Origin of the sequence: Cryobacterium levicorallinum (assembly GCF_004402405.1) — a bacterium.
Taxonomy (GTDB): domain Bacteria; phylum Actinomycetota; class Actinomycetes; order Actinomycetales; family Microbacteriaceae; genus Cryobacterium; species Cryobacterium levicorallinum.
Map to the genome: position 1 here is coordinate 63432 of NZ_SOFE01000007.1, position 18294 is coordinate 81725.

18 protein-coding genes and 1 rRNA gene are annotated in these 18294 nt (G+C 65.6%); 3 read left to right on the forward strand and 16 right to left on the reverse strand.

What is annotated here, in order from left to right; genetic code table 11:
- Window positions 1-11: 11 nt before the first annotated feature.
- From pip to paaA, 15 genes are all read right to left on the reverse strand, one after another.
- Complete coding sequence (pip, locus tag E3O11_RS03855; RefSeq protein WP_092451734.1) at window positions 12-968, reverse strand: prolyl aminopeptidase; 957 nt, start codon at window positions 966-968, stop codon at window positions 12-14.
- A gap of 37 nt (window positions 969-1005) precedes the next feature.
- The gene (locus E3O11_RS03860) at window positions 1006-1686 is read right to left on the reverse strand and encodes a response regulator (RefSeq protein ID WP_092451732.1); all 681 of its coding nucleotides are present in this window, start codon (window positions 1684-1686) and stop codon (window positions 1006-1008) included.
- Window positions 1683-2924 (reverse strand): sensor histidine kinase, encoded by a 1242-nt coding sequence (locus tag E3O11_RS03865; protein ID WP_092451730.1) that lies wholly within the window; start codon window positions 2922-2924, stop codon window positions 1683-1685. The genes E3O11_RS03860 and E3O11_RS03865 overlap by 4 nt, the downstream gene beginning before the upstream one ends.
- A gap of 26 nt (window positions 2925-2950) precedes the next feature.
- Window positions 2951-3805, reverse strand: a complete 855-nt coding sequence (locus E3O11_RS03870; protein ID WP_092451728.1) for an ABC-2 transporter permease — start codon at window positions 3803-3805, stop codon at window positions 2951-2953.
- A complete protein-coding gene (locus E3O11_RS03875; RefSeq protein ID WP_092451727.1) occupies window positions 3802-4740 on the reverse strand; it encodes an ABC transporter ATP-binding protein in 939 nt (312 codons plus the stop codon). Before E3O11_RS03875 ends, E3O11_RS03870 begins: the two co-directional genes overlap by 4 nt.
- A gap of 148 nt (window positions 4741-4888) precedes the next feature.
- Window positions 4889-6997, reverse strand: coding sequence for an acyl-CoA dehydrogenase family protein (locus E3O11_RS03880; RefSeq protein ID WP_092451819.1), 2109 nt, complete (start codon window positions 6995-6997; stop codon window positions 4889-4891).
- A 174-nt stretch (window positions 6998-7171) separates the two neighbouring features.
- Window positions 7172-9268 carry a DNA helicase RecQ gene (gene recQ / locus E3O11_RS03885; protein WP_369828667.1) on the reverse strand — a complete coding sequence of 699 codons (2097 nt, stop codon included), beginning with the start codon at window positions 9266-9268 and terminating at the stop codon, window positions 7172-7174.
- 90 nt (window positions 9269-9358) lie between these two features.
- A complete protein-coding gene (locus E3O11_RS03890; RefSeq protein WP_166787482.1) occupies window positions 9359-9994 on the reverse strand; it encodes a copper resistance CopC family protein in 636 nt (211 codons plus the stop codon).
- A 99-nt stretch (window positions 9995-10093) separates the two neighbouring features.
- Window positions 10094-10720 (reverse strand): hypothetical protein, encoded by a 627-nt coding sequence (locus tag E3O11_RS03895; protein WP_092451725.1) that lies wholly within the window; start codon window positions 10718-10720, stop codon window positions 10094-10096.
- Between the two features lie 130 nt (window positions 10721-10850).
- Window positions 10851-11624: an enoyl-CoA hydratase/isomerase family protein gene (locus tag E3O11_RS03900; RefSeq protein WP_092451723.1), complete on the reverse strand. Its 774-nt coding sequence runs from the start codon at window positions 11622-11624 to the stop codon at window positions 10851-10853.
- Window positions 11625-11647: 23 nt separating this feature from the next.
- Entirely contained in the window at window positions 11648-12793 is a 1146-nt protein-coding gene (gene paaE / locus E3O11_RS03905) for a 1,2-phenylacetyl-CoA epoxidase subunit PaaE (protein WP_092451721.1), read from the reverse strand.
- The gene (gene paaD, locus E3O11_RS03910) at window positions 12793-13338 is read right to left on the reverse strand and encodes a 1,2-phenylacetyl-CoA epoxidase subunit PaaD (protein WP_092451815.1); all 546 of its coding nucleotides are present in this window, start codon (window positions 13336-13338) and stop codon (window positions 12793-12795) included. The genes paaE and paaD overlap by 1 nt, the downstream gene beginning before the upstream one ends.
- A gap of 8 nt (window positions 13339-13346) precedes the next feature.
- Entirely contained in the window at window positions 13347-14195 is an 849-nt protein-coding gene (paaC, locus tag E3O11_RS03915) for a 1,2-phenylacetyl-CoA epoxidase subunit PaaC (protein ID WP_092451719.1), read from the reverse strand.
- Window positions 14192-14497 (reverse strand): 1,2-phenylacetyl-CoA epoxidase subunit PaaB, encoded by a 306-nt coding sequence (paaB, locus tag E3O11_RS03920; protein WP_092106867.1) that lies wholly within the window; start codon window positions 14495-14497, stop codon window positions 14192-14194. Before paaB ends, paaC begins: the two co-directional genes overlap by 4 nt.
- Window positions 14494-15456 (reverse strand): 1,2-phenylacetyl-CoA epoxidase subunit PaaA, encoded by a 963-nt coding sequence (gene paaA, locus E3O11_RS03925; RefSeq protein WP_092451813.1) that lies wholly within the window; start codon window positions 15454-15456, stop codon window positions 14494-14496. The genes paaB and paaA overlap by 4 nt, the downstream gene beginning before the upstream one ends.
- A 219-nt stretch (window positions 15457-15675) precedes the next feature.
- Between paaA and paaI the strand changes: the two genes are divergently transcribed.
- From paaI to E3O11_RS03940, 3 genes are read left to right on the forward strand one after another with little or no spacing between them, the layout of a single operon-like run.
- Window positions 15676-16104, forward strand: a complete 429-nt coding sequence (gene paaI, locus E3O11_RS03930; RefSeq protein ID WP_092451716.1) for a hydroxyphenylacetyl-CoA thioesterase PaaI — start codon at window positions 15676-15678, stop codon at window positions 16102-16104.
- Between the two features lie 17 nt (window positions 16105-16121).
- Window positions 16122-17441: a phenylacetate--CoA ligase PaaK gene (paaK, locus tag E3O11_RS03935; protein ID WP_092451714.1), complete on the forward strand. Its 1320-nt coding sequence runs from the start codon at window positions 16122-16124 to the stop codon at window positions 17439-17441.
- 41 nt (window positions 17442-17482) lie between these two features.
- Window positions 17483-18082: a TetR/AcrR family transcriptional regulator gene (locus E3O11_RS03940; protein ID WP_092451712.1), complete on the forward strand. Its 600-nt coding sequence runs from the start codon at window positions 17483-17485 to the stop codon at window positions 18080-18082.
- A gap of 115 nt (window positions 18083-18197) precedes the next feature.
- Here the strand turns inward: E3O11_RS03940 and rrf are convergent.
- Window positions 18198-18294 (reverse strand): 5S ribosomal RNA (gene rrf, locus E3O11_RS03945); the annotation flags it as partial.

Below are 18294 nucleotides of genomic sequence, written 5' to 3' on the forward strand. Positions count from 1 at the left end.
GGGTACGTACGTTAGCTGGCGAAGCGGTCGGTGGCCTCGATAATGGCGTCCAGGATTCCGGGTTGGTCGAAGGCATGGCCGGCGTCGGGGATCAGCTTGAATTCCGCCTCCGGCCAGTTCTTGTACAGGTCCCAGGCGGTGAAGGCCGGCGTGCACATGTCGTAGCGGCCCTGCACGATGACACCGGGGATCTCGGCGAGCCGGGAGGCGTTGTCGATCAGCTGGTTCGGCGTGAACCAGCCCCTATTGGCGAAGAAGTGGTTCTCGATGCGGGCAAAGGCCACAGCGAAGGCTGGGTCGGAGAAGTGCGCGATCTTGTCTGGCTCCTGCAGCAGGGTGATCGTGGAGGATTCCCAGGTGGCCCAGGCCACGCCGGCGCGTTCGCGCACGAACTGGTCCGGGTCGTGCAGCAGCCGACCGTAGGCCGCGATCAGGTGGCCGCGTTCGTTTTCGGGGACCGGCGCGAGAAACGATTCCCACAGATCGGGGTAGATTGCCGCGGCGCCCCCCTCGTAGAACCAGTCGAGTTCGACCGGGCGAAGGGTGAAGATGCCGCGCACGACGAGTTCGGTGACCTGGGCGGGGTGGGTCTCGGCGTAGGCGAGCGCGAAGGTGCTGCCCCAGGATCCGCCGCAGACCAGCCAGCGGTCGATGCCGAGGTGCTCGCGCAGTTTTTCCAAGTCGGCGACGAGAGTCCACGTGGTGTTCACGCTCAGGTCAACGTCGGGCTCGCTCGCGTGCGGCGTGCTGAGACCGCAGCCACGCTGGTCGAACAGAATGATGCGGTACTTCGCCGGATCGAATACCCGACGCTGGTCCGGGCCGGACGCGCCGCCCGGGCCGCCGTGCAGATACACCGCGGGCTTGCCGTCGGGGTTGCCCGAGGCTTCCCAGTAGATGGTCTGGTTGTCACCGACATCGAGCATGCCGGTTTCGTAGGGTTCAAGCTCGGGGTAGAAGGTTCGCATGCTTCGAGCCTATGCCCCTCGTGTGCGCGGCCCCGGATCAGCTGCCGACGAGTCCCACCTCGTAGGCCAGAATGACCGCCTGCACCCGATCGCGCAGCCCGAGCTTGTGCAGGATTCGCCCGACGTGGGTTTTCACCGTCGATTCGGAGAGAAAGAAGCGTTCGGCCAATTCGGTGTTGGAGAGCCCCTCGGCGATGGCCAGAAAAACCTCGGTTTCACGGTCGGTGAGCGCCGCGAGCGCCATGGCATTGGAGGCCCCTCCCGTCTCGGGCTGCGGCAATTTGGTGCCGAACAGGTCGAGCAGGCGCCGGGTCACCCGCGGTGAAACGGATGCCTCACCCGAGACCACCGTGCGGATCGCGGCGATCAGCTCCCCGGGTTCGGCGTTTTTCAGCAGGAACCCGCTAGCACCGGCGCGCAAACCACCGAAGGCGTACTCGTCGAGGTCGAAGGTGGTGAGGATGATGATGCGGGTCTCCGGCTGGGCGGCCATGATCTGCCGGGTCGCCTCGATGCCGTCGACGCCGGGCATGCGCACATCCATCAGGACCACATCGGGATTCAGCCTGGCTGCGAGGGCGATCGCCTGCGCGCCGTCGCTCGCTTCGCCGACGACGGTGAAGTCGTCTTCGGCCTCCAGCACCATGCGAAAACCCACGCGCAACAGGGCCTGGTCATCGACCAGCAGGATACTGATCGGTGCGGAACGGGGAGTCATTGTTCGTCCTCAAAGTTCAGGGTCGCGTGTACGCGCCAGCCGTCGCGGAGTCCCGGCGCTGCCTCAAAGGTTCCGCCATAGATCGCCACGCGTTCCTGCATTCCGATCAAGCCGCGCCCGAAACCGCGAACGCTTGCCACTGCCGCATGCCGCCCATTGTCGCTGATCGTGACCTGGGCGGCACCGGGCGACGATTGCAGGCGCACGACCACCCGGGTCGGAGTGTTCGCATAGCGCAACACGTTGGTCAGCGACTCCTGGATGAGCCGAAAAATCGTCAGCTGCACGCTCACATTGCTCGGCTCACGCCCGCTGCGTTCCAGAACAACGGGAAGCCCGGTCGACCGAAACGATTCCACGAGGTCGGCCAGCTCGTCGATGCCCGGCTGCGGAGCGCGCGGGGCCGGGTCGGTGTCCACCTCGAGCACCCCAAGTAGCCGGCGCATCTCGGACATGGACCGGCGCCCAGTGGCCGCGACGTCGAGCATCGCCGCGCGGGATCGCTCCACGTCTTTGGGGGCGATGGCGTGGGCACCGTCGGCGAGCGCCACCATGACCGAGAGGCTGTGGGCGACCACATCGTGCATTTCGCCGGCGATTCGGGCGCGCTCGGAGATGCGGGAGAGCTGCGCCTGCTGGTCGCGTTCGCGGGTCAGCTGCGCGGCCAAATCCAGCAGCGACGAGACGTAGCGCTTGCTGTTGCCCATATTTACGCCGACCAGGGTCGCGGCGAGCAGCATGATCGCCACCTGGACCGCGACCGGAATCCAGGGAACCTCGTCGGGATTATCGGTGAGCCAGGCGGCCAGTCCGGCCAGCAGAACGGATGCGCTGAAACCGGTCCACGCGCTGCGCACGTCCGAATACACCGCGACCGCGTAGAGCGCCAGGAGCTGGGCGATGAGGTGCACTTCGCCGTAGTCGGCGAAGGTGAGCAGGCCGATCCAGGTCAGGGCCAGGACGAGCCGCGGCATCCGTCGGCGAAAGAACAGTGCGACGGCCAGCAGCAGCATGAGGCCGGCATTGAGCAACGCGTCCGGGAGCGGAGCCGGGTCATCGTCGAGCAGGTTGAGCACCAGGGTGAGCACCATCGGAACGACGTAGATCGCCGCGACGAGGCCGTCGGCCAGATGGGGATGCCTGGTCCAGAACCGCCGCACGATTCCGGGCGGGGTGGGCAGGCGCAGGTCTCCCCCCGGCGCCAGAGTGCGCCCGGGGGGAGAGGTGGTGGTGCTCATCTATCGACTCTACGGGTCGTGGCGCCTCAGGCGTCCCGGCGCTTGAGCAGCAGCGCGGCAACGCCGAGGCTCACGACCACCCAAGCGAGCACGATCAGGAAGCCCTGCCAGGATTCCATGGCGTTCGGGGTGATCATCGTCGCACCGGCCACGGTGAAGAGGTAGGGCACGATGTCGGCGATCCACTCAACGAACATCGACAGCACGGCCAACACCGTCGGCAGGAGCAGGGTGATTCCGAGCACCGTGGCAATGCCGCCGGCGCTGCTGCGCAGAATCGTGCCGATGCCGAGGGCGAACACGGCGATGATCGCGAGGAACAGCGCGTTACCGAGCAGCGGCAAAAACACCTTGGTGTCGAACAGGCTCGCACTCAGGTCCTTGGCGCCCAGGATGGGCATGGCCACGAGGAACGATCCGACCACGCTGATCAGGCCGACCAGGAAGGTGAACCCGAACAGCACGACGACCTTGGCCCAGAGTGCGGGCAGACGATTGGGCACCGCGGTCAGCGTCGACTTGATCATGCCGCTGGAGTATTCGCCGCTGATCGAGAGTACGCCGAGGACGGCGACAATCAGCTGGCCAAGTCCGAGACCGGTCGTGGAGACGAGCACGAACATTTGCGCACTCTCCACGGCCATGGGGGCACCGGTGGTCGGATCGAATCCGGCCGTTGACGCCGACATGGCGAACGACATCAGCACGGCGATGCCGAGCGAGACCACGACAACGAGCGAGAGCGTCCAGTAGGTGGAGCGCAGGCTCCACAGCTTGATCGATTCGGAGCGGAGCAGGCCGGTGATGCTGAGCCCGGATCCGGTCGGCACGAAGGAGGTGCGGGCTGAGGACGGCAGGACGGGGTTGGTCAGGGTGCTCATCGGGCAACCTCCGCTTCGGTGTGAGAGGACGCATCACCGGTGCGATACTCCACCTCGTTCTGGGTGAGTTTCATGTAGGCGTCCTCGAGCGAGGCGCTCACCGCGGAGAGTTCGTGCAGAGAGATTTGAGCATCGGCGGCGCGGTCGCCGATCTCGTTGACAGTCAGTCCGCTGATCTCGAGCACGTCCTGCTCGATGTTGGTGATGGTCACATCCGGCTGGGCGAGCAGAGTGGCCAGAGCTGCGGTGTGCGGAGTGCGCACGCGAACCGTGTTCTGCGCGGCCGAGGCGATAATGTCGGCGACCGAGGCATCCGCTATCACCCGGCCTCGACCGAGCACGATGATGTGGTCGGCGGTGAGGGCCATCTCACTCATGAGGTGGGAAGAGAGGAGCACGGTGCGGCCCTCGGCGGCGAGCTGCTTGGTGAGCTTGCGCACCCACTGCACGCCCTCGGGGTCGAGACCGTTGACCGGCTCGTCGAGAATGAGGGTGGCCGGGTCGCCGAGCAGCGCGGCGGCGATGCCGAGGCGCTGGCCCATGCCGAGGGAGAAGCCGCCGACGCGTTTGCGGGCGACGGATTCGAGGCCGGTGAGGTTAATCACCTCGTGTACTCGGCTGGTGGGGATATTGTGGGTGGCGGCCATGGCGCGCAGGTGGTTGTAGGCGCTGCGTCCGGTGTGCACAGCCTTAGCGTCGAGCAGCACGCCCACTTCGCGCAGCGGCGCCTTGTGTTCGTGGTACGGCTTGCCGTTAACGATGACGGAGCCGGCGCTGGGCTTGTCCAGACCGACGATCATGCGCATGGTGGTGGACTTGCCGGCGCCGTTCGGCCCGAGAAAGCCGGTGACCTTGCCCGGCTGCACCGTGAAGTCGACCGCGTCGACCGCGGTCTTGCTTCCGTAGCGCTTGGTCAGGGACTGTGCCTGGATCATGCCTGCCTCATTCCGTTGATGGGTGAGGCCCTGTTTTCGTACGCTGAAGCCCCCATACCAAACGGTATGGTTTGTGACCTCTGTGGCGCATCAACCATGGGGATGGTTGTGCACCATCCCCGTCGTACCTGGGTACGACGGGGCCCGGCTATTTCTTGACCGGCTTTTCAGGGGTTGGCGCGGTTCCGGAGGCACGCTGGGCGGCGTAGTAGTCGCGGGCTTCATTCTGGCGCTCACGTTCGGCACCGCTCGCGATCGTGGCTCGGAGGTGGTCCTGCGAGTAGCCGAACGCGTCGACGAGGTCCTGGGCGTGCGGGCGAATGCGGGCGATCAGCCGATCGATGTAGGCGGTGACGGCCTGGGCGCGCTGGGCGGAGAGCCGGCCGTGGATGAGGTACCAGGCCAGGTTCTTCTCGACCAGGCCGAGGCCGAACAGGTCGCGCAGCCAGGTGAGTACCTGCTTGGTGCCAGCGTCGTCGGTGTGCTCGAGTGCCCGGGTGAACGATTCCCACTGCAGCAGTTCGCCGTGGGCACGGGCAGCTTCGATGAGCTCGTTCTGGTGCGCGTTGAACAGGTCGGCCGCCTGCTTCTTGGGCAGCTTGGTGGCGCCGCGCAGCTTTCCGGCCACCTCGGCGATCATGCTCTCGACCCGATCGGTGAGCAGCTCGCGCTGCACGTCGGCGTCCCGGAGGGCGCCGACGGAACGAGCCGTCGAACCCCGGTCGGCTACGGCCTGCGCGAGGGTGCGGAGGCCCGTGCCGTGGTAGGCGCGACCGGCGGCATGCTGCACGACGTAGCGGGCGAGGGCGCCGGCATCCGCTGTGGCGAATTTGCGGCTGTAATCGGTGAGTAGACGCTTGGCGACGAGCTGCAGCAGCACGTTGTTGTCTCCCTCGAAGGTTGCGAAGATGTCCAGGTCGGCGCGCAGCCCGACCAGGCGATTCTCGGCCAGGAAGCCGGCGCCGCCGCAAGCCTCGCGAGCTTCCTGCAGGGTGTCGAGCGCGTGCCAGGTGGAAAGTGGCTTGAGCGCCGCGGCGAGGGTTTCAAGGTCCTGCCGGTCGTCGTCGGTGTCGGCCTTGCCGCTGAACACCTCGTCGAACTTCACCAGGAACTCGTCGTGCGCGAAGGTCTGCGCGTAGGTCGTGGCGAGGCGCGGAAACAACCGGCGCTGGTGCCGCTGGTAGTCGAGGATGACCTCTTCATCGGTGTCGCTGCCCGCGGTGAACTGACGACGCTGGCTCCCATAGGTGATCGCGATGGTCAGCGCCAAAGCGGATGCCGCGGTGGCGGCCCCGTCGAGCGACACGCGACCCTGCACCAGCGTTCCCAGCATGGTGAAGAAGCGGCGGCCGGGGCTTCCAATCGGGCTGGAGTAGGCGCCGTCTTCTGCAACGTCGCCGTAGCGGTTGAGCAGATTTTCGCGCGGGATACGCACGTTGTCGAAGTGCAGTCGACCGTTGTCGATGCCGTTGAGTCCGCCCTTGAGGCCGTCGTCTTCGCCGCCGACGCCGGGCAGAAAGTCACCGTGCTCGTCGCGAATGGGCAGATAGAAGGCGTGCACGCCGTGATTGACGCCCTGGGTGATGAGCTGGGCGAACAGCACGGCCGCGATGCCGTCCTTCGCGGCGTTGCCGAGATAGTCCTTCCAGGCGGCGCGAAAAGGGGTGTTGATGACGAACTCGCCGGTGGCCGCGTCGAAGGTTGCGGTGGTGCCGATGCTCGCGACGTCGGAGCCGTGCCCGATCTCCGTCATGGCGAACGCACCGGGAACGCTCAGGTCCATGATGCCGGGGAGGTACTTGTCGTGGTGCGGCTTGGTGCCGAGGTGCAGCACGGCAGCGCCGAACAGCCCCCACTGCACTCCACCCTTGATCTGCAGGCTAGGGTCGGCGATGACGAGTTCTTCGAAGCCGGCGATGTTTCCACCGTGGTCGTCCTGCCCGCCAAGGTGCTTGGGGAAGGCGCGCAGCACGTGGCCGTTGGCGGCGAGCACCTTGAGCTGTTCGAGCACGCGCAGGCGGTGGTCGGCCATCGAGAGGCCTTCAATGCGCTGCATGTCGGGGCGGGCGGTCACCTCGCGTGCCTTCAGCCGCACGTCGGCCCAAGTGCCGAGCAGTTGTCGTCCGAGTTGTTCGACGTTGACCACGGGGGCGGCCTCGTCGCCGATGGATTTGATGGGGCCGGTATCGACGCCGACCTCGAGGCTGGGGTCGATCGTCGCCGATCGGAGGTTGGAGCGCTGGGCCGTGTCTACCATCATTGGTCCTAACTGATCGCACGAAAGTGGTGATCGCCACGTTAGAACCACATGGTGCGGTCGCGAAATGCGCGGTGCGGGGGCCACAACGATATATGCCGTCTACGGCATCCGTTTTGTAGGATCAGTACAACTGCAAGCTGCGTGGACTGTGATCCCCCACAAGCAAGGTGGTCAGGCGGAGGCGGCGACGACCTCGAGCAGGGCCTCGCCGTAGGCTTCGAGCTTCTTGGCACCGATGCCGGTGATGCCGTCGAGCCCGGCAAGGGTGGTGGGGCCGGCCGCGGCGACGGCGATCAGGGTGGCGTCGCCGAACACGATGTAGGCGGGCACGCCCTGCTCCTTCGACTCCGCCGAGCGCCAAACCCGCAGCGCTTCGAACAGTGTCTCCTGCATGCGGCTGAGGTCGGCGGCAGCGACCTTGGCGGCGCTCGGGCGGCGGGCCGCGCTTGAGCGCGCGGGGCGGTCGGGTTCGCGCCGCAACTGCACGTCGCGACGACCGCCGAGAACGTCGGCGGCCGCATCCGTCAGAATGAGGGTGCCGTACTCGCCGGACGTGGCGAGCAGACCCTGGGCGAGCATCTGGCGCACGACGCCGCGCCAGGCCTGGTCGCTGAGGTCGGCGCCCAGGCCCCAGGTACTCAGTTCGGTGTGCCGATACTGGGTCGCGCGAGGGGTTTCCTTGCCACGGAGGATGTCGATGAGGTGGCCGGCGCCGAACTTCTGGTTGCGTTCGCGGTGCAGGCGCACGATGGTGGAGAGCAGTTTCTGGGCGGGGATAGTGCCGTCCCAGGCCTCCGGTGGCTCGAGGCACGTGTCGCAGTTGCCACAGGGCTCACTGGTCTGGCCGAAGTAGCGCAGCAGATTGACCCTGCGGCAGTGCACGGTTTCGCACAGGGCAAGCATGGCGTCGAGATGGGCGGACAGTTTGCGCCGATGGCTGAGATCGCCGGGCGACTCGTCGATCATGCGGCGCTGCTGCACCACGTCTTGCAGGCCGTAGGCGAGCCAGGCCGTGGCCGGTGCGCCGTCGCGTCCGGCGCGACCGGTCTCCTGGTAGTAGCCCTCGACCGCTTTGGGCAGGTCTATATGGGCGACGAAGCGCACGTCCGGCTTATCGATTCCCATGCCAAACGCGATCGTGGCGACGATGACGACGCCCTCCTCGCGGAGGAACCGGGACTGAGTGCGGGCGCGCAGGCCGGCATCGAGCCCGGCGTGATACGGCAGGGCGTTCACACCGTTCTGACGCAAAAACTCTGCCGTCTGGTCGACGGTTTTGCGGCTGAGCGCGTAGACGATTCCGGCGTCACCGGGGTGCTCGGTCTTCAGGAAGGACAGCAGTTGCTTGCGCACCTCGGACTTGCCGACGATGCGGTACTGAATATTGGGCCGGTCGAAGCTTGCCACGAAGTGTTTCGCATCGCCCATCTGCAGGCGGGTGGTGATCTCCTGATGGGTGGCATCCGTCGCGGTGGCGGTGAGGGCGATGCGCGGAACGTCGGGCCAGCGGTCGGCGAGTTCGCTGAGCGCCAGGTAGTCCGGCCGAAAATCGTGGCCCCACTGCGACACACAGTGGGCTTCGTCGATGGCGAACAGGGCGATGGTTCCGCGGTCGAGCAGACGCTTGGTGGCCTCGTTGGAGAGGCGCTCGGGGGCGACGTAGAGCAGGTCGAGGTCGCCGTTGAGGTAGTCGCGTTCGACCTGGCTGCGGGTGGCGGGATCCTGGCTGGAGTTGAGGAATTCGGCGCGCACACCGACAGCGGTGAGGGCATCGACCTGGTCCTGCATCAGGGCGATCAGCGGCGAGACGACGATGCCGGTGCCAGCCCGCACGAGCGCGGGAATTTGGTAGCACAGGCTCTTGCCGCCGCCGGTTGGCATGAGCACGACGGCGTCCTTGCCGTCGACGACCTGCGCGATAATTTCGGCCTGGTCGCCGCGGAACGTGTCGTAGCCAAACACGGTGTGCAGGGCTTCGGCTGCGGTCTTGAATTTGCGGGTCGCGGCGCGCACAGGTACAGCGGCGCGGGCTGCGGGGCCGTTGGCTTGATTCAACGCGGATGCTGCACCCGAGTAGGCCGGCTGCCGCTGGAACTGCTGGTCGCCGAACTGCCGGTCGCCGAACTGCCGGTCCGCCTCGGGCGGCGGTGCGTCGTAGTCGTCGGGGGCGTCGAAATCACTCGGGCCGTCGAATTCACTCGGTACAGCAACGTCGCGGGGTGCTTCGACGTCGTCGGGGTTCCCGGGCAGCTCAGCGTTCCAACTCACCTGCCTAACTGTACCCGGGGCCCCTGACACGTTGCCCCGCGCGCCAACACCCCCCGCGAGACGTTGAAGTGCGGGGAGGGCGGGCGAAAGCTAGCGGCTGCGCTTGCGGCGGCGGCGGAGAAGCAGGGCTGCTGCTCCGGCCAGGACCACAGCGCCGAGAATCCCCCCGATCCAGGCAGGGGTGCTGTCGCCAGCAGCATCAGTCGAGCCGAGGTCTGCGGGGGGCGAGGTCTCGGCATCCGTCGTGACGGCATCCGCTTTCGTGCCGCAGGTTGGAGCAGTGGCGGCCCCGTCGGCGAGCACCTGGTCGGCGGCCGGCTGCCAGTCGAAGGTGTACTCGTCGGAGATAGGGTGGCCGTCGATGGAAACCGTCTGCCAGATCACCGTGTACTGCCCGGCAGCGCCGAGCTGCGCTGTCGTTTCGACTGTGGCACCGGAGACAGTGCCGCACCCGTCGCCATAGAAGAGCGGTGCGTCGGCCGGGCCGGTCACGACCATGGCGCTGCCCTCGCCGGTTCCGCCGAGATCGAGGAGCCGATCGCTCGTGGTGACCGAGAATTCACCGGGCTGCTCGGTCACGACCGAGCCGCCCTCCGGTGAGGAACCAATCTCGTCGTTGTGGGCCGACGCCGGGGCCGTGCCCCAGCCGAGAGCCAGGGCGATAATGGCGGCCGCGAACAGAGTGCGAGCGGTCGTGGCAGCAGATTTAGGGGTCGTGACCTTCATGATTGTCCTTAAACGTGGGGTGCCCGCGCTACTCGAACAGTGCAGGGCAATGCCTCTGCTACTCATTCGGTGCGGTGGGCTAAATGGTCTGGTTGCGATTTAAGCTGCGAGAGCGAAAACCGGCGGGCCACGATGGCGCATCGCCGACAGCACCAGAACCAGGTCGCGCGGGGTGAGCACCGGCGCGACGTTCCCAATGCGCTGCGGGGCCGCCATCGGCACGGCCAGTTGGGCGGGCACGAACAGCGTGCGGATGCCGAGGCGAACGTTTTCGACGAGACTCCAGAACGCGCGTTCGGCGAAACGCAGCGCCAGAATCGTGACGATCGCGGCCCCGCCATGGGCGAGCCACATGGCCGCACCATCGTGTGAGACGGGGGCGGTCGCGCCCAGGCCCATCGGGTCGATCAGACCGGGCAGGGCAGCGTGCTGGTGGATGGCCGACGCGGCGATGGCGTCAGCTCCGAGCATGCCTCCGGTTGCCCCAAGCGAAAACAGCCCGTGAAAGATAACCTGGCTGACCAACACCGACACGGCACCGCGCCAGAAGGACAGGGTACGGCCGGCGAGCGCGATGCAGACCATTCCGGCGAAGGCGAGCGACACGACGACGACCAGGAGGCTCGGCGCCGAGCCGCCACCCAGGGTGTGCGACAGGGCCGCGACAAAGGTCGAGAACGCTGCGACAATCCAGCCGCGCGCGAAGCGGGCCCAGCGTGTGTGCATTTGGTCCCTCTCCGGTCTCCTCCACAGTAGCCGACCGTCCTTGGAGAGAGGCGATGCACTCGAGTCCCTGGACCACGATCAACGCGAAGAGATCCCGCCCGAATTGGCCGCAATCCCAGCTGGGGACGGGTCAGGCGCGGCCGGTGAATGCGGGCTTGCGCTTCTCCTGGAACGCGGCGAAGCCCTCGCGGTAGTCGCCGGTAGCGCACAGCGCGGCCTGGGCGGCGGTTTCGTCGCTCATGCTCTGCCAGAGTCCGAGGCGTTCGTCTCGCAGTGACTGCACGAGCGCTTTGCTCGCGAGAAAGGCCTGCGTTGCACCGGATGCCGCGCGAGCGGCCGCCTGCGTCGTCACCTCGGTCAGCTCCCCGGCCGGAAAGACCTGGCTGAACAGGCCGCCCGCGACGGCCTCCGCCCCCGACATCAGCCGGCCGCTGTAGATCAGGTCGAGGGTGCGGTGGGCGCCGAGCCGTTCCATGAACAGGGCGTGTCCACCCGAGTCGAGCGTGGCGCCGAGGTTCGCAAACGGCGAGCCGATCTTGGCGGTGTCGGCGACGTAGACAACGTCGGTCGCGATGAGCAAACCGAGTCCGACGCCAAGGCAGGCGCCGTGGGCGGCCGCGAAGGTCGGTGCCGGAAACCGGCTCATCCGCTGAAGCAGCGGCGTGACGAGGTCGCCGAGGTAGCCGAGCACATCGTCGGTGCGCGGATCGACCGCGGAAATATCCCGGCCGGCGCAGAAGGCCCGGCCCTCGCCGCGGAGTACCAGCGCGCGCACCCCGCCTCGCTCAGCCTCCTGGTAGGCCGCGTCGAGTCCGACGATCGCTGCCTCATCGAGGGCGTTGAGCTTGTCGGGCGCGTTCAGCACCACGTGGGCGACGTCGTTGTCTATTGAGAGCTCGATCACGGCATCCGCTTTCTTGGTATCGCTTAGACGTCATAGTCGACGACGACGGTGTCGGTGGTCGGGTGCGACTGGCAAGTCAGGACATAGCCGCGGGCGAGTTCTTCGGGCTCGAGCGCGTAATTCTCGGTCATGGTGACGTCACCGCTGACCAGTTTGGCGCGGCAGGTGCCGCAGACTCCGCCAGCGCAGGCAAACGGCACGTCGGGCCGCACCCGCAGGGCGGCGTTCAGGATGCTCTCGTTCGCATTGACCGGCGTCGTGACCGTGTTGCTCTGGCCGTCGAGGGTGAACTCGATCTGGAACGTCCTGTCACCGGTGCCGATGATGACCGGCCGGCCGCGATCGCCGTTGGCCGCCGAGGGCTCCCCGGTGGTGAACAGTTCGAAACGTACGTGCGCGCGGTCGACGCCGGTGCTTTCGAGCGTGTCACGGCACAGCTGCACGAGTTCGAAGGGGCCGCACAGAAACCACTCATCGACGGTGGCCGGGCGCAGAATGGTGTCGAGCATGCGCCGAAACTTCTCTTCGTCGATGCGGCCGGAGAGCAACGAGGATGAGCGCTGCTCGCGGGAGAGCACGTGGTAGAGCGCGAGGCGGGCCGGGTAGCGGTCCTTGAGCTCGGCCAGTTCGTCGAGGAACATCACGTCGAGCGCGGTGCGGTTGGTGTAGACGAGGGTGAACATCGAGGTGTCAGAAGCGGCGAGAACGGTGTGCGCGAGGGCCATCAGCGGGGTGATTCCCGAACCGGCGGCCACGCCGACGACGTGTTTGTGATCGAGATTGCGCAGGTTTGAGGTAAAGCTGCCCTGCGGGCTCATCACGTCGAGTTCGTCGCCGGCGTGCAACTCGCTGTTGGCCCAGGTGGAGAACGCACCGCCGAGGTCGCGCTTGATCGCAACACTGATTTGACCGAATGCCTCCGGCCGGCAGATCGAATAGCTGCGGCGCAGTTCCTGGCCGTCGATCGTGGCCCGTAGGGCGAGGTGCTGGCCGGGCAGGTAGTCGAACGCGCCCTGCAGTTTGGGCGGAACGGTGAAGGTGACCTCGACGCTGTCGGCGGTGAGTGGGCGCACTTCGGCTACGGTCAGGGTGTGGAAACGCGCGCGGTGCTTGACCGGCGCCAGGGTGGTGGCGCCCTCGTTCGTGGATTCGAGACGTGTTGCAGCCATTAGAGCACCTTGAAGTAGTCGAACGGCTCGAGGCAATCTCGGCATTCGTAGAGGGACTTGCAGGAGGTGGATCCGAAGTGTGCGAGCTCGCGGGTGTTCAGCGAGGAACAGCGCGGGCATTTCACGGCCATTTTCAGGCGGATTGGGCCGGCCGGACCGGAGCCGCGTACGGTCGCATGCCCGGTCGGAGCCGCGATGCCATACTCGCGGAGCTTGTTCTGGCCGATCTCGCTCATCCAGTCGGTGGTCCACGCCGGGCTGAGCACCAGCCGAACCGAGACGTTCTCGTACCCGGCGCTCGTGAGCACCGCGAGAACGTCGTCGCGCATGGCGTCCATCGCGGGGCATCCGCTATAGGTCGGGGTCAGAGTGACCGCGACTGCCTCGGTACCGTCGGCGTCGCTGATGACGTTGACCCCGCGCAGCACGCCGAGGTCTTCGATGGTGAGCACCGGAATCTCGGGATCGACGACCTGGGCGGCGATGGTCCAGGCAGCCAGCGAGGCCGCGTCGGTGGGACGCGGGCGGGCGACAGCTTCGTGCATCTGGGTGGTCACCAGGACGCTCCGGGGTGGGCGCGGGTGAGCACCTGCATTTCGGCGAGAAGAAAGGCGAGGTGTTCGGAGTGCTTGCCGGTGCGGCCACCGCCGGAGGCGACGAATCCCACCGGAATGTCGAGTTCGGCTTCGGCGAGCACCGGCGCGATGGCGGAGTCGAACGCGGGGCGCAGGCTCGACGGGCGAACCGCGATTCCCTCGAGGCGGTCGATGAGCGGGTCATCGCGAAAGATCTCTTCGACGTAGGGCCACAGGTCACTCATCGCGGTGATCATGCGGCGGCGCGATTCGTCGGTGCCCTCCGCGAGGCGCAGCACCCACTGGGTGGAGTGGTCGCGGTGGTAGTCAACCTCTTTCACCGCCTTGGCGGCGATCGCGGCGAGGGTTGGGTCAGCGGATGCCCGCAGCCGGCTGTACAGCTCGAACAGGTAGTGGGACACGACGAACTGGCGCGCGATCGTGTGTGCGAAGTCACCGTTGGGCTGCTCGACAATGTGCAGCGAACGAAAATCGGGCTCGGTGCGCCAGTAGGCGAGGTCGTCTTCGCTGCGGTCCGTTGCGGTGCCGGCGTAGTGCAGCAGGGACCGGGCGTGCCCGATCAGGTCGAGGGCGACGTTGCCGAGGGCAACATCTTCTTCGAGTTCGGGAGCGCGGGAGATCCAGGCGCCGAGTTGCTGGGCCAGGACGAGTGAGTCGTCACCGAGCCACACCGCGTATTCAGCGATGTCGGCTGTGGCGACGGACGGGCCCTCGATCAGCTCGGCGTCGAGGGTGGTGACTTCGACGGCGACGTGGCCGTGAACATCCGCTTCAGCGCTGTCATTGTTCGCAGTGTCGTCATTCACAGGTGTTTCACTCCCTCGCTCTTGGAGTAGTAGCTCGCGTGGCGGTAGTTCTTGCCGGCGGGCGATTCGAAGAAGGCGCCCTTGGCGTCAGGGTCACTCGTGGTAATGGCGGCCGCGGGTACGACCCAGACCGAGACGCCCTCACTACGCCGGGTGTACAGGTCTCTGGCGTTGCGCACGGCGAGGGTCTCGTCGGGGGCGTGCAGCGAGCCGACGTGCACATGGCTGAGGCCACGGTTGGAGCGCACGAAGACCTCCCAGAGGGGCCAGATTTCTGCGGCTGAGTCGCCGGGAGTGGTCATGAGGCTGCCATTTCTTCAGTTCGTGCGGACTGTTTACGTGCATAAGCCGCGGCTGCTTCGCGCACCCATTGGCCCTCGTCGTGGGCGTCGCGGCGACGCTGCAGACGCTGGGCGTTGTTCGGGCCGCGGCCGGCAAGCACCTCGTGGAACTCGGTCCAGTCGATCACGCCGAGATCCCACTGCTGGGTTTCCTCGTTGAAGTGCAGGTCGGGGTCCGGCAGGGTTACGCCGAGCACGGCGGCCTGCGGAACGAGCATATTCACGAAGCGCTGGCGCAGCTCGTCGTTGGAATGACGCTTGATCTTCCAGACCATCGACTGCGCTGAGTTGGGCGAGTCATCATCGGGCGGGCCGAACATCATCAGCGCAGGCCAGTACCAGCGATTGACCGAATCCTGGGCCATTTGGCGCTGCTCGTCGGTGCCCTGCATGAGCTCGAGCAGAATCTCGAAACCCTGGCGCTGATGAAAAGATTCTTCCTTACAAATGCGCACCATCGCGCGGCCGTAAGGGCCGTAACTGGCCCGGCACAGCGGCACCTGATTGCAGATGGCAGCGCCATCGACGAGCCAGCCGATCGAACCCATGTCAGCCCAGCTCGGGGTCGGATAGTTGAAGATCGACGAGTAACGCGCCTTGCCGGCGATGAGGGCATCCGTCATGTCATCGCGGGTAGCGCCGAGGGTCTGCGCGGCGGAATAGAGGTAGAGACCGTGGCCGGCTTCGTCTTGCACCTTGGCCATCAGGATGGCCTTGCGCTTGAGGCTCGGGGCGCGGGTGATCCAGTTGGACTCGGGCTGCATGCCGATGATTTCGGAGTGCGCGTGCTGCGAGATCTGGCGCACGAGCGACTTGCGGTAGCCCTCGGGCATCCAATCGCGCGGCTCAATGCGCGAATCGGCTTCAAGCAGATCGTTGAACTGCTGTTCCTCGACACTGATTGCGGCGGGGACGCTCATATCGGGCGTGATGGTGCTTGTCATCATCGGCTCCTGGTCTTCGTTGACTGCGGTGGTCGGATCTTTATCGTGTACAAGCTGGTGGCGCTAAGGTAATGCACGTCGAGAATTTTGCACACTGAACGGCATTCTATTACCAACCGATCGTTCAGTTAGTATATAGTCTCATTATTGGGCGGGCAACCCCCGCTTGAACGGCAACTCAACGAGGAGATCCGAATGACCCAAGCCGCATCCGCCGGTAGCCAGGCCATGATGCAGCGCGACCGGGCATCCGCTTCTCTCGGAATGATCGTGCACCGTAACGAGCCGGGCCACTCGGTGGTCTCGATGGTGGTGCGCGACGACATGCTCAATGGTTTCGATGTCACCCACGGCGGTTTCATCTTTGCTCTCGCCGACACGGCCTTCGCCATCGCCTGCAACGACTCGCATCACGTAACGCTCGCCGCCAGCGCCGACATCATTTTTCTGAAGCCGACCACGAGCGGCCAGAACCTAACCGCAACCGCGCTGTTGCGGGTCAAGAGCGGCCGAAGCGGCATCTACGACGTACGGGTGACCATCGACGACGACGTCACCGTCGCCGAATTTCGCGGCCGAAGCCGCACCACCAACTTGCCCGTTCCCGTTCGCACCTACCTCTAACCCTTCCGGAAGGCACCATGTCAACGCTGACCAAGACCCGTCTGCACGCACCGGCACTCGAGGAGCTCGACGCAGCAGAACGCCTGGACCACGACGAGATTCGCGCGCTGCAACTGATTCGCCTCAAGCACACCGTGCGGCACGCCTATCAGAACGTACCTCTTTATACGCGCAAATTTGATGCGGTCGGTGTGCACCCGGACGATATTCGCACCCTCGAAGACGTCGCCTTGCTGCCATTCACGACCAAGGAAGACCTGCGGATCTCGTACCCGTTCGGCATGTTTGCGGTACCGATGCACCAAGTCGCACGCATTCACACTTCCTCGGGAACGACCGGCCTGCCGACCGTGGTCGGTTACACCAAGAATGACCTCGCGATGTGGGCGGGACTGGTCGCCCGCAGCCTGCGCGCCTCGGGTGTGCGCCCCGGCATGAAGGTGCACAACGCGTACGGCTACGGCCTGTTCACCGGAGGGCTGGGCGCCCACGCCGGCATCGAAGCACTCGGTGCCTGCGCCATTCCCATGTCGGGTGGACAGACCAATAAGCAGGTGCAGATGATCACTGACTTCGAGCCCGACATCATTCTGTCAACGCCGAGCTACCTCCTCACGATCACCGATGCCATGGTGGCGGCCGGCCTCGACCCGCGCCGTTCCAGTCTCAAAGCCGGCGTGCTCGGTGCCGAACCGTGGACCAACCAGATGCGCCTCGAGCTGGAAGACCGTCTCGACTTCGACGCACTCGACATCTACGGCCTCAGCGAAGTCATGGGCCCGGGGGTCGGTAATGAGTGCATCGAGTCCAAAGACGGCCCGCATCTCTGGGAAGATCACTTTCTGCCGGAGATCATCAATGGCGACACCGGACAGGGCCTGCCTGACGGTGAAACGGGTGAACTCGTGTTCACGTCGCTGACCAAGGAGGCATTTCCGGTCATTCGCTATCGCACCAGAGACCTGACTCGATTGCTTCCCGGTACCGCTCGACCAGGTATGCGCCGGATGGAGAAGATCACCGGTCGCAACGACGACATGATCATTCTGCGCGGGGTCAACCTGTTTCCGACCCAGATCGAAGAGATCGTGCTCGGCATCGAGCACCTCTCGCCGCATTTCGTGCTGGAACTGACTCGGCCCTCCCGCATGGACGAATTGACCGTGCGTATTGAACGGCACGAGCACTCCACCGATACGGAGTCAACGGTTGCCCGCGCCCTCCTCATTGCCCTGATCAAGGACCGGATCGGATCGAGCGTCAATGTACTCTTCGTCGAACCCGGAACCCTGGAACGCAGCACCGGAAAGCACAAGCGCGTGTACGACCTTCGCTAGTTTGTCGTGTCCGGACCGCCTGCGTGAGAGACTCAAGATCTATGTCTGACGTACACACCTCCAAGCGCGGGCGCCCCGGCTACGACCAGCGCGCCATCCTCGAGATCGCCGTCACCGCATTCAATGAATTCGGTTACGACGCCACCTCGATGGGAGTGCTCGCGACACGCCTCGCCCTGTCGAAAGCGGCCATCTACCACCACTTCTCCTCCAAGGATGAAGTGCTGCAGCTCGCCCTCGACGAGGCACTGAATGGTCTCGAGGGCGTCCTGCTTGAGTCCGGAGCGCTGACCGGAAGCGCCATCGACCGCCTGGCCTACGTGCTGCGGGGTGCCGTTCACGTTCTCACGTCGCGGCTTCCCTACGTCACATTACTGCTCCGCGTGCGCGGCAATACCGAGGTCGAGCGGCTGGCTCTCACGCGCCGTCGGGCCTTCGACCGCGCCGTATCGACACTGGTCATCGAGGCCAGCGATGCGGGTTCACTACGCAGCGACATCGATCCCCGCATCGTCACGCGCCTACTGTTCGGCATGGTCAACTCCATCGCCGAATGGTACCGCCCCGAAGGTACAGAGGATGCCGCCCAGCTCGCCGACGACGTCCTGGCCGTAGCCCTGGACGGCCTCCGCCGCCGCTAACTATTAGATAGCAAAGGCCACGCACTTATGTGCGTGGCCTCCTCTCTATCGTTGTCGCACATTAACGCAAAAAGGCCACCCTTTCGGGTGGCCTTTTTGTTTATTTCTAAGTTAAGTCCGGCGGTGTCTTACTCTCCCACAGGGTCCCCCCTGCAGTACCATCAGCGCTGAGAGTCTTAGCTTCCGGGTTCGGAATGTGACCGGGCGTTTCC